Source organism: Aminobacter sp. HY435 (genome assembly GCF_027568395.1).
Classification (GTDB): domain Bacteria; phylum Pseudomonadota; class Alphaproteobacteria; order Rhizobiales; family Rhizobiaceae; genus Aminobacter.
The window spans coordinates 73915-86065 of the sequence record NZ_JANKZL010000009.1; the positions used below are offsets into that span (position 1 = coordinate 73915).

Annotated in this window: 14 protein-coding genes; 11 read left to right on the forward strand and 3 right to left on the reverse strand. The window is 62.7% G+C overall.

Annotated features, from left to right (window positions below):
• Nucleotides 1-20: 20 nt before the first annotated feature.
• Nucleotides 21-728 (reverse strand): Sir2 family NAD+-dependent deacetylase, encoded by a 708-nt coding sequence (gene cobB / locus PCJ21_RS14500; protein WP_269932300.1) that lies wholly within the window; start codon nucleotides 726-728, stop codon nucleotides 21-23.
• Between the two features lie 25 nt (nucleotides 729-753).
• Nucleotides 754-2163, reverse strand: a complete 1410-nt coding sequence (gene tldD, locus PCJ21_RS14505; protein ID WP_269932128.1) for a metalloprotease TldD — start codon at nucleotides 2161-2163, stop codon at nucleotides 754-756.
• 196 nt (nucleotides 2164-2359) lie between these two features.
• On the opposite strand from tldD, the gene PCJ21_RS14510 reads away from it, so the two are divergent.
• Complete coding sequence (locus PCJ21_RS14510) at nucleotides 2360-3862, forward strand: S8 family peptidase (protein ID WP_269932129.1); 1503 nt, start codon at nucleotides 2360-2362, stop codon at nucleotides 3860-3862.
• Nucleotides 3863-3946: 84 nt separating this feature from the next.
• Nucleotides 3947-4228, forward strand: coding sequence for a hypothetical protein (locus PCJ21_RS14515; protein ID WP_269932130.1), 282 nt, complete (start codon nucleotides 3947-3949; stop codon nucleotides 4226-4228).
• A gap of 25 nt (nucleotides 4229-4253) precedes the next feature.
• Here the strand turns inward: PCJ21_RS14515 and PCJ21_RS14520 are convergent, their stop codons facing one another.
• Nucleotides 4254-4769, reverse strand: a complete 516-nt coding sequence (locus PCJ21_RS14520; RefSeq protein ID WP_269932131.1) for an invasion associated locus B family protein — start codon at nucleotides 4767-4769, stop codon at nucleotides 4254-4256.
• 383 nt (nucleotides 4770-5152) lie between these two features.
• On the opposite strand from PCJ21_RS14520, the gene coxB reads away from it, so the two are divergent.
• The 9 genes from coxB (at nucleotide 5153) to PCJ21_RS14565 (ending at nucleotide 12127) form a co-directional block, all read left to right on the forward strand.
• Nucleotides 5153-6019: a cytochrome c oxidase subunit II gene (gene coxB / locus PCJ21_RS14525; RefSeq protein ID WP_269932132.1), complete on the forward strand. Its 867-nt coding sequence runs from the start codon at nucleotides 5153-5155 to the stop codon at nucleotides 6017-6019.
• Between the two features lie 37 nt (nucleotides 6020-6056).
• Nucleotides 6057-7706, forward strand: coding sequence for a cytochrome c oxidase subunit I (ctaD, locus tag PCJ21_RS14530; protein WP_269932133.1), 1650 nt, complete (start codon nucleotides 6057-6059; stop codon nucleotides 7704-7706).
• 74 nt (nucleotides 7707-7780) lie between these two features.
• Nucleotides 7781-8722, forward strand: a complete 942-nt coding sequence (locus PCJ21_RS14535) for a heme o synthase (protein WP_269932134.1) — start codon at nucleotides 7781-7783, stop codon at nucleotides 8720-8722.
• Nucleotides 8722-8880: a hypothetical protein gene (locus tag PCJ21_RS14540; protein ID WP_269932135.1), complete on the forward strand. Its 159-nt coding sequence runs from the start codon at nucleotides 8722-8724 to the stop codon at nucleotides 8878-8880. Before PCJ21_RS14535 ends, PCJ21_RS14540 begins: the two co-directional genes overlap by 1 nt.
• A gap of 8 nt (nucleotides 8881-8888) precedes the next feature.
• Complete coding sequence (locus PCJ21_RS14545) at nucleotides 8889-9518, forward strand: cytochrome c oxidase assembly protein (RefSeq protein WP_269932136.1); 630 nt, start codon at nucleotides 8889-8891, stop codon at nucleotides 9516-9518.
• A 1-nt stretch (nucleotide 9519) separates the two neighbouring features.
• Nucleotides 9520-10410 carry a cytochrome c oxidase subunit 3 gene (locus PCJ21_RS14550; protein WP_269932137.1) on the forward strand — a complete coding sequence of 297 codons (891 nt, stop codon included), beginning with the start codon at nucleotides 9520-9522 and terminating at the stop codon, nucleotides 10408-10410.
• Between the two features lie 84 nt (nucleotides 10411-10494).
• Nucleotides 10495-10992 (forward strand): L,D-transpeptidase family protein, encoded by a 498-nt coding sequence (locus PCJ21_RS14555; RefSeq protein ID WP_269932138.1) that lies wholly within the window; start codon nucleotides 10495-10497, stop codon nucleotides 10990-10992.
• Entirely contained in the window at nucleotides 10989-11375 is a 387-nt protein-coding gene (locus tag PCJ21_RS14560; RefSeq protein ID WP_269932139.1) for a DUF983 domain-containing protein, read from the forward strand. Before PCJ21_RS14555 ends, PCJ21_RS14560 begins: the two co-directional genes overlap by 4 nt.
• On the forward strand, nucleotides 11372-12127 hold the full coding sequence (locus PCJ21_RS14565; RefSeq protein WP_269932140.1) for an SURF1 family protein: 756 nt from the start codon (nucleotides 11372-11374) through the stop codon (nucleotides 12125-12127). The genes PCJ21_RS14560 and PCJ21_RS14565 overlap by 4 nt, the downstream gene beginning before the upstream one ends.
• Nucleotides 12128-12151: the final 24 nt, after the last annotated feature.

The following is a 12151-nucleotide window of genomic DNA, read 5'->3' on the forward strand; positions in this document are numbered from 1 at the left end:
CTGCGATTGATTGGGCTGGCTCAACCGCCAGCCAGCAGATGCTCGACAAATTCAGGCACGATCTCGGACGCGCGTCCGTGGATCGCCTGGTCGAACAGGCCGCGACCTGACGACGGCTCAAGATTGAGTTCAACGGTGCGCGCGCCGGCGTCGCGCGCCATCTCGACGAAGCCGGCGGCAGGGTAGACGTTGCCGCTTGTGCCAATCGAAACGAACAGATCGCATTGCCACAGCGCCCCTTCGATCTCGTCCATGCGATAGGGCATCTCGCCGAACCACACGACATCCGGCCGCAAATGCCCGACCTGCTGGCAGGACGGGCAGCGCGAGGAGCCGCTCGTGGCGCCGTGCCATTCATGCCGTGCCCCGCACTTGGCGCACAGCGCCTTGGTCAGCTCGCCGTGCATGTGGATCAGCCGTCGCGAGCCGGCCCGCTCGTGCAGGTCGTCGATGTTCTGGGTGACGAGCAGGAACCTGCCCCGGAAAGAGCGCTCGAGCCTGGCCAATGCGGCATGCGCCGCGTTAGGCACGACTTCGGCGAGGCCGCTCCGGCGCTGGTTGTAGAAATCGTGCACCAATTCCGGATCGCGGGCGAAGCCTTCCGGCGTCGCCACGTCGCGGTAGTCGACCTTGGACCAGATGCCGTCCTTGTCGCGAAAGGTGTCGACGCCGGATTCGGCCGAGATGCCGGCGCCGGTCAGCAGGACGATCGAGGCGGGACGGTGCAGCAATTCGTTTCGAATTCCCGGCAGCCTAGACGCGGGTGCCGCCGACGGTCATCTGGTTCATCCGGAGATGCGGCTGGCCGACGCCGACCGGTACGCCCTGTCCCGCCTTGCCGCACATGCCGATGCCGGTGTCGAGCTTCATGTCGTTGCCGACCATCGACACCCGGTGCATGGCGTCCGGCCCGTTGCCGATCAGCATCGCGCCCTTGATCGGCTGCGTCACCTTGCCGTCCTCGATCATGTAGGCCTCGGTGCAGCCGAACACGAATTTTCCACTGGTGATGTCGACCTGGCCGCCGCCGAACGACACCGCATAGATGCCGTTCTTGACCGACGCGATGATCTCTTCCGGCGTCATGTCGCCCGAGGTCATGTAGGTGTTGGTCATCCGCGGCATGGGCTCGTGCGCATAGGATTCGCGACGGCCGTTGCCAGTCGCCTTCATGCCCATCAGGCGTGCGTTCTGGCGATCCTGCATATAGCCGACCAGCTTGCCGTCCTCGATCAGCACGTTGCGGGCGCTGGGCGTGCCCTCGTCGTCGACGGTGATCGACCCGCGCCGCTCGGCGATGGTGCCGTCGTCAACCACGGTGACGCCCTTGGCGGCGACCTGCTGTCCCAAAAGCCCGGCGAAGGCCGAGGTCTTCTTGCGGTTGAAGTCGCCTTCGAGGCCGTGGCCGACCGCTTCATGCAGCATGACGCCCGGCCAGCCGGAAGACAGGACGATGTCGAAGGTCCCGGCCGGTGCGGGGATCGCCTCGAGATTGACCAGCGCCTGCCGCAGCGCTTCGCTGGCGGCGTTCTTCCAGCTTTCGTCGGCGAGGAATTCATCGAAGCTCTTGCGTCCGCCGGCGCCGTAGGAGCCGCTTTCCTGGCGGTCGCCGTCACCGACGACGACGGCAACGCTCATCCGCACCAGCGGCCGGATGTCGCGCACGACCTGGCCATCGCCGCGCAGGATCTCGACATGCTGCCAGGAGGCGGCCAGCGATGCGGTCACCTGACGGACGCGCGGATCCTTGTCACGCAGCCACGCGTCGATCTCCTGCAGGAGCTTGGCCTTGGCCTCGAAGCCGGGCGAGGTGATCGGGTTCTCCTCGCCATAAAGATGACGGTTGGTGCGGGCGGGCGCATCGGCGAGGGTGCCGGAGTAGCCGCCCTTGACCGCCGAAACGGCGTCGGACGCCCGCAGCAGCGCAGCCTCCGAAAGCTCGCTTGAATGGGCGTAGCCCGTGGCCTCGCCGGCGACGGCGCGCAGGCCAAAACCCTGGTCGGTGCTAAAATTGGCCGTCTTTAGCCGGCCGTTGTCGAACATCAGCGCTTCGCCTTCGCGATACTCGAGGAACAGTTCGCCGTCGTCGGCGCCCTCGATAGTGTTGCTGACGAGCTTGCGTACGCGATCTTCGGAAATGTCGAACTGGCTGACGAGGTTCATGGCGGGTTCCCGTACTGGATTGTCGTGATGTAGGGCGGCTTGGCCGCATTCGCAATCGCTGGCGTCGTAAGTGGTCGCGGACAAACCACGCAGGGGCGGAACGCGCTGCAATCAGTAGCTGCGGCCATTTGATTGATGCAAGTATTAAGAGTATTGTGGTTTGGGTTCAATCAGACCGGGTTGAGTGGGGGAGGAAATGGAACAGTTCGTCTTCATTCCGGACAAAAGATCCAACAGCGAGCAACTGATGGCGACCCTGCAGGGCGTGGTGGCCGCCGACGCCGAGCTCGATTTTCTCGCAGCGCCAGCCGGCATGGGTGGCGGGCTGCCGATGGCGGTCGACCCTGTCTCCGGTGGCGGACACCCGCGCGGATTGGAAGTCATCGAGGTGGTTCCGCAAAGCGGAGCTGCGCTGGTCATGACGTCGAATGCCGGTCCAGTTCCGGCGGCGGTCGGGGGGACGTTCCATCCCGTCCTCAACTACACACTTGCCGTTGCGGATGTACGCCTCGGTCGGCTCAAGCTGACCGGTAGCATCGGCCCCACAGGCACCGATTTCCTCAAGATCGTGATTCGATCGGCCGGCGACAACAAGGCGATCGCCAATGCGGTCGCCATATTGGGACTGAAAGACGGCGGCATGCAGCTGACGGCGGTTTCTGACAACGCCGGAGTGGCGAGGTTCGGCCTCCGTGCGCCGGAGGTAGCTGAGGCGATGCTTGCAGTTGAGCCCGGGTTTGCCGGCCATTGGGGCCATTTTCGGCGGCGGGCGAGAATCCAGTCGGGAGACGTGGTGCTTCTCGATCCCGTTGATCTAACCAATGCGCCGGACACGCTCAGGCACTTCATTCCGCCCGGCGACGCCGGGAGCGGCGCAGGCGTCGTGGTCGGCGTGATCGACAGCGGTGTCGGCCCGCACAAGCACCTCACCAACATGAAGGGCGACCCCGACACCTCGATCGGGCACGGCACCCATGTCGCAGGCATCATCGCGGGCAGTGGTACGGGCGGTTACGGCGGTGTAGCCCCAGGCGCATATATCCGCAGCTACAGGGTCTTCGGCGACCCGACGACCGGCGTCGCCCGCAATTTCGAGATACACCGGGCCATCGAGCAGGCGGTCGACGACGGTTGCCACCTCATCAATCTCAGCCTCAAGGCTGAGCGGGAAGCCGACCCCGGCTTCGACGACAAGGTGCTGTCGCGAGCCATCGAGGATGCGGCGGACCATGGCGTGCTAGTCGTTGCCGCCGCCGGCAATGATTTTCGCCGGTTCGTGGCGTTTCCGGCCCGACACCGCGACGCGATAGCGGTTTCGGCACTGGGGTGGGAGCCGGGCCTGCCGGGCGACGCCTACGATCGCTGGACGATTTCGGGCGATCGTGGCGAAGCGGATCCGGACACCTTCTTCGCCACCTTTTCCAACGAGGGGCATGCGCCGACGCGCGTCGATCTTGTCGGCCCCGGGGCAGGGGTGGTGTCGACTGTGCCAGGCGATCACTATGCGCCGATGAGCGGCACCTCGATGGCCTGCCCGGCAATGACCGGGGCGATCGCCAAGGCCCTGGCGGCACATAGTGACGTGCTTGTCATGCCGGCCAACCGTAGCCGGCACGCGAAAATGCGTGAACTGGCGTTCGCCAATCTGAAAAGGATGGGCTTCGGCGCGATCCGTGAGGGGAGCGGCATGATCCTTTGAGCCAAGGCCGGTTGCGACCCGGGCCGGCCAGCCTGTATCCTTGAGCCACGCCGCGCCCGTGACGTGGCGGTGGAGTGCGCGTGAATGGAAAAGCTGGTGTTGATTCTCAGCAAGTCGATCAAAGACAGCGCCAAGATAGCAGGTGAGGTCGATGCCCTGCCCGGGGTTTTCGTGAAGGGGTTTTCGCGCTCGCTTGTCGATGTCGAGGCGTCAGCACCGGAAGCCGCCGAGCAACTGCGCGGTTATGCCCGCGAACACGGCTTCGAAGTCGAACAAATGTCGGCGCCCACGCTGATCGAGCCGATTTCGCCTTTCGGAAAAGGCGTGCCGTTTTCGCCATCGAACAGCGAGGAGGAGGAAGGCTAGCTGCCTTCCCGGTCCAGCCGGCCGCTTACGGCAGCGCGGCGAAGCCTTCGGCGAAACCGTTCAGGTCGACGGGAATGCCGATACCTTCTTCAGGTGTCTGGAACACGATGAACGTTGCCGACTTGCCGGTCTTGAACGAGTCGAGCAGCGGCTTTTCGAGGATGACCTCGGCGTAGCAGCCGTCCTGGAAGCAGCGCACGAAATAGGCGCGGCCGATGTCCTTCTGGTCGATGTTGAGGCCCAGGCCGTTCGGCAAAAGCACGCCAAGCGGCGCGAGCACGCGCAGGATTTCGGCCTTGTTGTCGGCCGTGCGCAACACCACCACCGACAGGCCCATCTCCGGGCGATCCTCGGCGATGACATTCTGCATCATCACGCATTGTTCGTTGGTGGCGCCGGCGGGGGTGTCGCAGATGATCGACCATGCGCCGTGCGTGGACTTCACCGTGCCACCCTGCTGTTGCGCGCCCGCCTGCAGCGGTGCAAGGCACGAAGCGGCGACCAACACCTTCGCCAAGGATCTAAACAGCCCAGACTTCATGACGGCTCCATTGCGAATCACGACTATTTAGGTCGCGCAGGCAGTAAGTAAATAACAAGACAGCGGCTTCGCCATCCTGAAATCTGTGAATTTCCAGACATTCGAGCCCAATCTGGCCCGATTTGCGACGTTCCCAAGGGGGCGGCAACGCAATTGCCGCGCAGGCGATGTCGGCTCGCGCTCCCTGCAAGTAGCGCCAAACGCGCCGCAGCGCCAGCCCGCTGGCCTACGCGCAAAAATGCCGCATGACTAACGCCTCTGCTTCCTTGCGGTTACAAAGAGAGTATGGTTTGAACCTCCGAACGTCTCTGGGATTCCCGTCCCGGAGCGGCACGATTGTCCATGCGGCAATGTTCGCACGGAAATGGGAGATACTGAGGGCGATGAGAAAGATCTTTGCTAGCGCCGTCGCGGCGGCTGCTTCCCTTGCCAGCGTCGCGGCCTTCGCGGCTCAGCCTGTAGACTGGCAAACCAATTTCCAGCCGGCTGCGACCGGCATCATGGAACAAATTACCTGGTTCGAGCGCTACACGCTGTGGTTCATCGTCCCGATTACGCTTCTGGTGCTCGTGCTTCTGGCCTATTGCATCATCAAGTTCCGGGCGAGCGCCAATCCGACGCCGTCGCGCACCAGCCACAACACGCTGATCGAAGTGATCTGGACCGTCGGTCCGGTCGTCATTCTGCTGTTCCTGGCGGTGCCGTCGTTCCAGCTTCTTACGGCGCAGTATTCGCCACCGGAAGAAGCCAAGTTGACGATCAAGGCGACTGCCAACCAGTGGAACTGGGACTACGAGTACCAGACCGAAGAGCCGCTTTCGTTCAACTCGGCCATGCTGGCCGAAGCTGACCGCCCCGCCGCCGGCAAGGAAGACAAGGCTGCCTATCCGCGCCTTCTCGCTGTCGACAATGAAGTGGTGGTTCCGGTTGGTACCATGGTTCGTGTGCTGGTCACCGCCAGCGACGTCATCCACGCCTTCGCTATGCCGGCGTTCGGCGTGAAGACCGACGCTGTTCCAGGTCGCATCAACGAGATCTGGTTCAAGGCCGACAAGGAAGGCCTGTACTACGGTCAGTGCTCCGAGCTTTGCGGCAAAGACCACGCCTACATGCCAATCGCAATTCGCGTCGTTTCCGACGCGCAGTACAATACGTGGCTTGCCGCCGCGAAGTCCGATCTGCCGGGCGCCAACAAGGCGCTGATGGCCGAGACCGACGGTGCGGCCAAGATCGCGGCCGCCGGCAACTAAGTCGCGGCAGAATAGGGATCAGGGAACGGAGCGGAACATGGCAGGCGCTGCAGCTCACGACCACGACGACCACAAGCCGAAGGGCTGGGTTCGGTGGGTGTACTCGACCAACCACAAGGATATTGGAACGCTCTACCTGATCTTCGCGATCATGGCAGGCTGCATCGGCGGTTTCTTGTCCGTCATGATGCGCTGGGAGCTCGCCGAGCCGGGTATCCAGATTTTCAACGGCCTTGCCGAGATGGTCTACGGCGTCGGTGCCGATGAATCCATCGATGCCGGCAAGAGCATGTTCAATGCCTTCACCACGGCTCACGGCCTGGTCATGATCTTCTTCATGGTCATGCCCGCGCTGATCGGTGGTTTCGCCAACTGGATGGTCCCGATCATGATCGGTGCGCCGGACATGGCCTTTCCGCGCATGAACAACATCTCGTTCTGGCTGCTTCCGCCGGCCTTCATCCTGCTCGTGCTGTCGGCGTTCATGCCCAGCGCCCCGGGTGCTCACGGCGTTGGCGGTGGCTGGACGATCTACCCGCCGCTATCGACCTCGGGTCAGCCTGGGCCCGCGATGGATCTCGCGATCCTGTCGCTGCACATCGCCGGTGCGTCGTCGATCCTCGGCGCCATCAACTTCATCACCACGATCTTCAACATGCGCGCTCCGGGCATGACGCTGCACAAGATGCCGCTGTTTGCCTGGTCGGTGCTGATCACCGCCTTCCTGCTGCTGCTGTCGCTGCCGGTCCTGGCAGGCGGCATCACCATGCTTCTGACCGACCGCAACTTCGGCACGAGCTTTTTTGCGCCTGAAGGCGGCGGCGATCCGATCCTGTTCCAGCACCTGTTCTGGTTCTTCGGTCACCCGGAAGTGTACATCCTGATCCTGCCGGGCTTCGGCATCGTCAGCCACATCGTCTCGACCTTCTCGCGCAAGCCGATCTTCGGCTACCTCGGCATGGCCTACGCCATGGTCGCCATCGGCGCCGTCGGCTTCGTCGTGTGGGCTCACCACATGTACACCACCGGCCTGTCGCTCGACACGCAGCGCTACTTCGTGTTCGCCACGATGGTCATCGCTGTTCCGACCGGCGTGAAGATCTTCTCGTGGATTGCCACCATGTGGGGCGGTTCGATCACCATGAAGACGCCCATGATCTGGGCGATCGGCTTCATCTTCCTGTTCACCGTCGGTGGCGTCACCGGCGTGCAGCTGGCCAACGCCGGTCTCGACCGTTCGCTGCACGACACCTACTACGTGGTTGCTCACTTCCACTACGTGCTGTCGCTCGGCGCCGTGTTCGCGATCTTCGCCGCCTGGTACTACTGGTTCCCGAAGATGACCGGCTACATGTACTCGTCGGCGATCGCCAACACCCACTTCTGGGTAACGTTCGTCGGCGTGAACCTGGTCTTCTTCCCGCAGCACTTCCTCGGCCTCGCCGGCATGCCGCGCCGCTACATCGACTATCCGGACGCATATGCCGGCTGGAACATGGTGTCGTCGTACGGTTCGTACATCTCGGCGGTCGGCGTCGTGATCTTCCTGTTCGGTGTCTTTGAAGCCTTCTCCAAGAAGCGCATCGCCGGCGCCAACCCGTGGGGTGACGGTGCAACCACCCTGGAATGGCAGCTGCCTTCGCCGCCTCCGTTCCACCAGTGGGAACAGCTGCCGAAGATCAAGTAAGGCACGAGTGAAATTCGAAACCGCCGGTTCGACCGGCGGTTTCGGCCAAACGGAACGACTGGACGTAAGTACGCATGGCCATTGTCAAGAACAGTGTTGACGACCAGGCCTTCCGCATGTCGGAGGCCACCGCAGGCGACTTCTTCGCACTGCTGAAGCCGCGCGTCATGTCCCTGGTCGTGTTTACGGGCTTTGTCGGCATGGTCGCCGCGCCGGATACGATCAATCCTTTCCTCGCCATCATTGCGATCCTTGCGATCGCCATCGGCGCCGGCGCCTCGGGCGCCCTGAATATGTGGTACGACGCCGACATCGACGCCATCATGTCGCGCACCGTCAACCGTCCGGTGCCGTCGGGCAAGGTGACGCCCCATGAGGCGCTGACTTTCGGCCTGGTGCTCTCGGTGCTTTCGGTGATGACGCTGGGCGTCCTCATCAATTGGCTTTCGGCGGCGTTGCTCGCCTTCACCATCTTCTTCTACGCCGTGGTCTACACGATGTGGCTCAAGCGCTGGACGCCGCAGAACATCGTCATCGGCGGTGCTGCGGGTGCGCTGCCGCCGATGATCGGCTGGGCCGCGGTGACCGGCTCGCTCAGCATCGAGAGCCTGGTGCTGTTCATGATCACCTTCCTTTGGACGCCGCCGCATTTCTGGGCGCTGGCCCTGTTCAAGTCGCAGGACTACGAGCGCGCCGGCATTCCGATGATGCCGAACGTGAAGGGCGAGGCGTCGACACGCCGCCAGATCTTCGCATACTCGCTGCTGCTCGCACCGGTCGGCGTGCTTCCCTGGATTCTGGGCTACACCACCGTCGGCTACGGCATCGTTTCGCTGGCGCTTGGCATCGGTTTTGTCTGGTACGCCTGGAAGGTTCTCCAGATGCCGGACAGCGACCGCGTCATGAAACCCGCCAAGCAGCTGTTTGCCTATTCGCTGCTTTACCTGTTCGTGATCTTCGCCGCTTACCTGGCCGATAGCGTCGTCGAGCGTGTCTTTGCGCTTGGAGGTGCATGATGTCTGACAAGGATCTGGTGACGTTGACCGACAAGCAGAAGAAGGCGCGCCGCAGCCGCAATATTGCGATCGGCCTGGCATTGGCTGCACTGGTGATCATCTTCTACGTTGCGACCATCGCAAAATTCGGCCCGGCGATTCTGGACCGGCCGCTATGAGCAATGGCATGACAAATTCGACACAGGCGGAACAGAAGCAGCAGCGCTCCAACCGCATGGTTGCCGGCATGTGCGTCGCGTTCGTCGGCGGCATGGTCGGCATGGCCTACGCCGCGGTGCCGCTTTACGCGATGTTCTGCCAGATTACCGGCTATGGCGGCACGACCCAGCGCGTCGAGCAATATTCCGACAAGATTCTCGACCGCGAGATCACGGTCCGCTTCGACGCCAATACCTCGGGCGGACTGCCCTGGGATTTCCAGCCGGTCGCCCGCGACGTCAGGATCAAGATCGGCGAGACGACGCAGGCGCACTACAAGGCAACCAACGTCTTTACAGTGCCGACGCAGGGGCGGGCGACGTTCAACGTCACTCCTGACCTGGCAGGTGCCTATTTCAACAAGGTCGAGTGTTTCTGCTTCACGGACACCACGCTGCAGCCGGGCGAAACGCTCGACATGCCGGTGGTCTTCTTCGTCGATCCGGAAATCGTCAACGTGCCCGAACTCAAGGACATCAAGACGATCACCTTGTCGTACACCTTTTTCCCAATTGAGGGGGAAAAGCCCGTAGCTGCCGCGCCCAAGGTCGACGGCGAAACGAAAAATGTTAATTCCGACGGAAAAGCCGGGGGCTGATATGGCAGACGCGCACGCCAAACCACAACACGACTATCACATCATCGATCCCAGCCCGTGGCCGTTCCTCGGCTCGATGGGAGCGCTCATCATGGCCTTCGGCGGCGTCGCCTGGATGCAGCACATGAAGGGCGCGACGTTCCCGATCTTCGGCTACAACGTCGCCAATGCCAACTACTGGATCTTCATGATCGGTCTGGCCGTGGTGCTCTACACCATGTTCGGCTGGTGGTCGGATACCATCAAGGAAGGCAACGAGGGTCATCACACCCGCGTCGTGTCGCTGCACCTGCGCTACGGCATGATCATGTTCATCGCTTCCGAAGTGATGTTCTTCGTCGCCTGGTTCTGGGCGTTCTTCGACGCTTCGCTGTTCCCGAACGAAGCCAACCAGTACATGCGCCTCGAATTCACCGGCGGCGTGTGGCCTCCCAAGGGCATCGAGGTCCTCGATCCCTTCCACCTGCCGCTCTACAACACCATCATCCTGCTGCTTTCGGGCACGGCGGTGACCTGGGCGCACCACGCGCTGCTGCATGACGACCGCAAGAGCCTGATCAACGGCCTGGCGATCACCGTGGCGCTCGGCGTGCTGTTCTCCTTCGTGCAGGCTTACGAGTACATTCACGCTCCGTTCGCCTTCAAGGACTCGATCTACGGCGCGACCTTCTTCATGGCGACCGGCTTCCACGGCTTCCACGTCATCGTCGGAACGATCTTCCTGCTGGTCTGCCTGCTCCGCGCCATGGCCGGCGGCTTCACCCCGAAGCAGCATTTCGGCTTCGAGGCTGCTGCCTGGTACTGGCACTTCGTCGACGTGGTCTGGCTGTTCCTGTTTGCCGCGATCTACGTCTGGGGTTCGGTCGGCGGAACCATTGCCGCGGGTCACTGACCTCACTGCAATTTGAAAAGAGGCGGTCGCGGCAACGCGGCCGCCTTTCTCTTTTTGGGCGCTTTCTTAGGCCAGACAATTGGCATGACAATCAGCCGCATCGCATGTGTGGGATTTGCCCTTCTGGCCTCCCTTGTCTCCGCCGACGCGGAGCAGGCAAGGATCGAACTGGTTCGGGTGAACAAGTCGGAGCGCAAGCTGGAGCTGGTTTCTGGCGAAAGGGTAGTCCGCAGCTACGGCATAGCACTGGGGGCCAATCCCGTCGGCCACAAGCTCCAGGAGGGCGACGAGCGGACGCCCGAGGGCCGCTACGTGCTGGACTGGCGTAATCCCGACAGCGCCTTCACCAAGTCGATCCATATTTCTTATCCCGACGCCGACGACGTCGCTGCGGCAAAGAGGGCAGGTGTCGAAGCAGGTGGAATGATTATGATCCATGGCCAGTCTAAAGGCTTTGGTTGGTGGTCGTGGCTGATGCAGCTCTACGACTGGACGAATGGCTGTATCGCCGTTACCGACGAGGACATGGCGGAGATCTGGCAGATGGTCGAAAACGGCACCCCAATCGAGATAAATCCATGAGCGACGACAAAGCCATCTGGCCGCCCGTCGACCCGGTCTCGGCGGGCCTCAAGGGGCGCTGCCCGCGCTGCGGCGAGGGCAAGCTGTTTTCGAGCTTCCTGACCGTCGGCAAGCAGTGCGGCGTCTGTCGCCTCGACTATTCCTTTGCCGATGCCGGCGACGGCCCGGCGGTGTTCGTCATTCTCATCATCGGCTTCATCGTCGTCGGCCTCGCGCTGTGGATGGAGGTCAATGTTGGGCCGCCGCTCTGGGTGCATTTCCTGATGTGGATTCCGCTCACCCTTGTGCTCAGCCTCGGCGCGCTGCGGCTGATCAAGGGCGTGCTGATCACGCTGCAATATCGCAACAAGGCGGCCGAAGGGCGCCTGGAAAAGAACCAATGAACCAGGACAATACCTTGCAAGCGCCGGTGCGCCGCACCGGGCAATTGCTGATGCTTGTGCTCGGCGCGATCGCTTTTGCCCTCTTGATTGCTCTCGGCACGTGGCAAGTGCAACGGCTGCACTGGAAGAACGGCCTGGTCGAACAGATCGCCGAGCGCACCCAGGCGCAGCCATTGCCTTTGGCCGAAATGGAAGTGAAGTACCGCGCCACCGGCGACGTCGACTACTGGCCGGTGACGCTCTCCGGCACGTTCCTGCATGAGGGCGAACGCCATTTCTTCGCCACCTGGGACGGCCAGTCGGGCTTCTACGTCTACACACCCCTCAAGCTTGACGATGGGCGCTATGTCCTGGTCAACCGTGGCTTCGTGCCATATGACCTGAAGGATGCCGCGAAGCGGCCGACGGGACAGGTAGCGGGCAGTGTCGGCATTACCGGGCTGGCGCGCAATCCGCTTGACGAAAAGCCCGGCGCCCTGGTCCCGGACAACGACCTGGCCAAGAACGTGTTCTATTGGAAGGAGCGCGATGCCATGGCGGCCACCGCAGGCCTGCCGGCGGGCGCAACGGTGCTGCCGTTCTTTGTCGACGCCGACAAGACCGCCAATCCCGGCGGCCTGCCGATCGGCGGGGTGACAATGATCAACATGCCCAACAACCACCTGCAATACGCCGTCACCTGGTACGGCCTGGCGGCGGCGTTGCTTGGCGTGATGGGCGTCTGGCTGCTGCGACGGCCCGATCGCAGATAGCGGCAGTGGCACGAACGGTGCCGC

What these genes read in the sequence shown, in the direction of transcription:
- tldD (WP_269932128.1), bottom strand. Translation starts at nt 2,163, where the DNA reads ATGAACCTCGTCAGCCAGTTCGACATTTCCGAAGATCGCGTACGCAAG.
- PCJ21_RS14510 (WP_269932129.1), top strand. Translation starts at nt 2,360, where the DNA reads ATGGAACAGTTCGTCTTCATTCCGGACAAAAGATCCAACAGCGAGCAA.
- PCJ21_RS14515 (WP_269932130.1), top strand. Translation starts at nt 3,947, where the DNA reads ATGGAAAAGCTGGTGTTGATTCTCAGCAAGTCGATCAAAGACAGCGCC.
- PCJ21_RS14520 (WP_269932131.1), bottom strand. Translation starts at nt 4,769, where the DNA reads ATGAAGTCTGGGCTGTTTAGATCCTTGGCGAAGGTGTTGGTCGCCGCT.
- coxB (WP_269932132.1), top strand. Translation starts at nt 5,153, where the DNA reads ATGAGAAAGATCTTTGCTAGCGCCGTCGCGGCGGCTGCTTCCCTTGCC.
- ctaD (WP_269932133.1), top strand. Translation starts at nt 6,057, where the DNA reads ATGGCAGGCGCTGCAGCTCACGACCACGACGACCACAAGCCGAAGGGC.
- PCJ21_RS14535 (WP_269932134.1), top strand. Translation starts at nt 7,781, where the DNA reads ATGGCCATTGTCAAGAACAGTGTTGACGACCAGGCCTTCCGCATGTCG.
- PCJ21_RS14540 (WP_269932135.1), top strand. Translation starts at nt 8,722, where the DNA reads ATGTCTGACAAGGATCTGGTGACGTTGACCGACAAGCAGAAGAAGGCG.
- PCJ21_RS14545 (WP_269932136.1), top strand. Translation starts at nt 8,889, where the DNA reads ATGACAAATTCGACACAGGCGGAACAGAAGCAGCAGCGCTCCAACCGC.
- PCJ21_RS14550 (WP_269932137.1), top strand. Translation starts at nt 9,520, where the DNA reads ATGGCAGACGCGCACGCCAAACCACAACACGACTATCACATCATCGAT.
- PCJ21_RS14555 (WP_269932138.1), top strand. Translation starts at nt 10,495, where the DNA reads ATGACAATCAGCCGCATCGCATGTGTGGGATTTGCCCTTCTGGCCTCC.
- PCJ21_RS14560 (WP_269932139.1), top strand. Translation starts at nt 10,989, where the DNA reads ATGAGCGACGACAAAGCCATCTGGCCGCCCGTCGACCCGGTCTCGGCG.
- PCJ21_RS14565 (WP_269932140.1), top strand. Translation starts at nt 11,372, where the DNA reads ATGAACCAGGACAATACCTTGCAAGCGCCGGTGCGCCGCACCGGGCAA.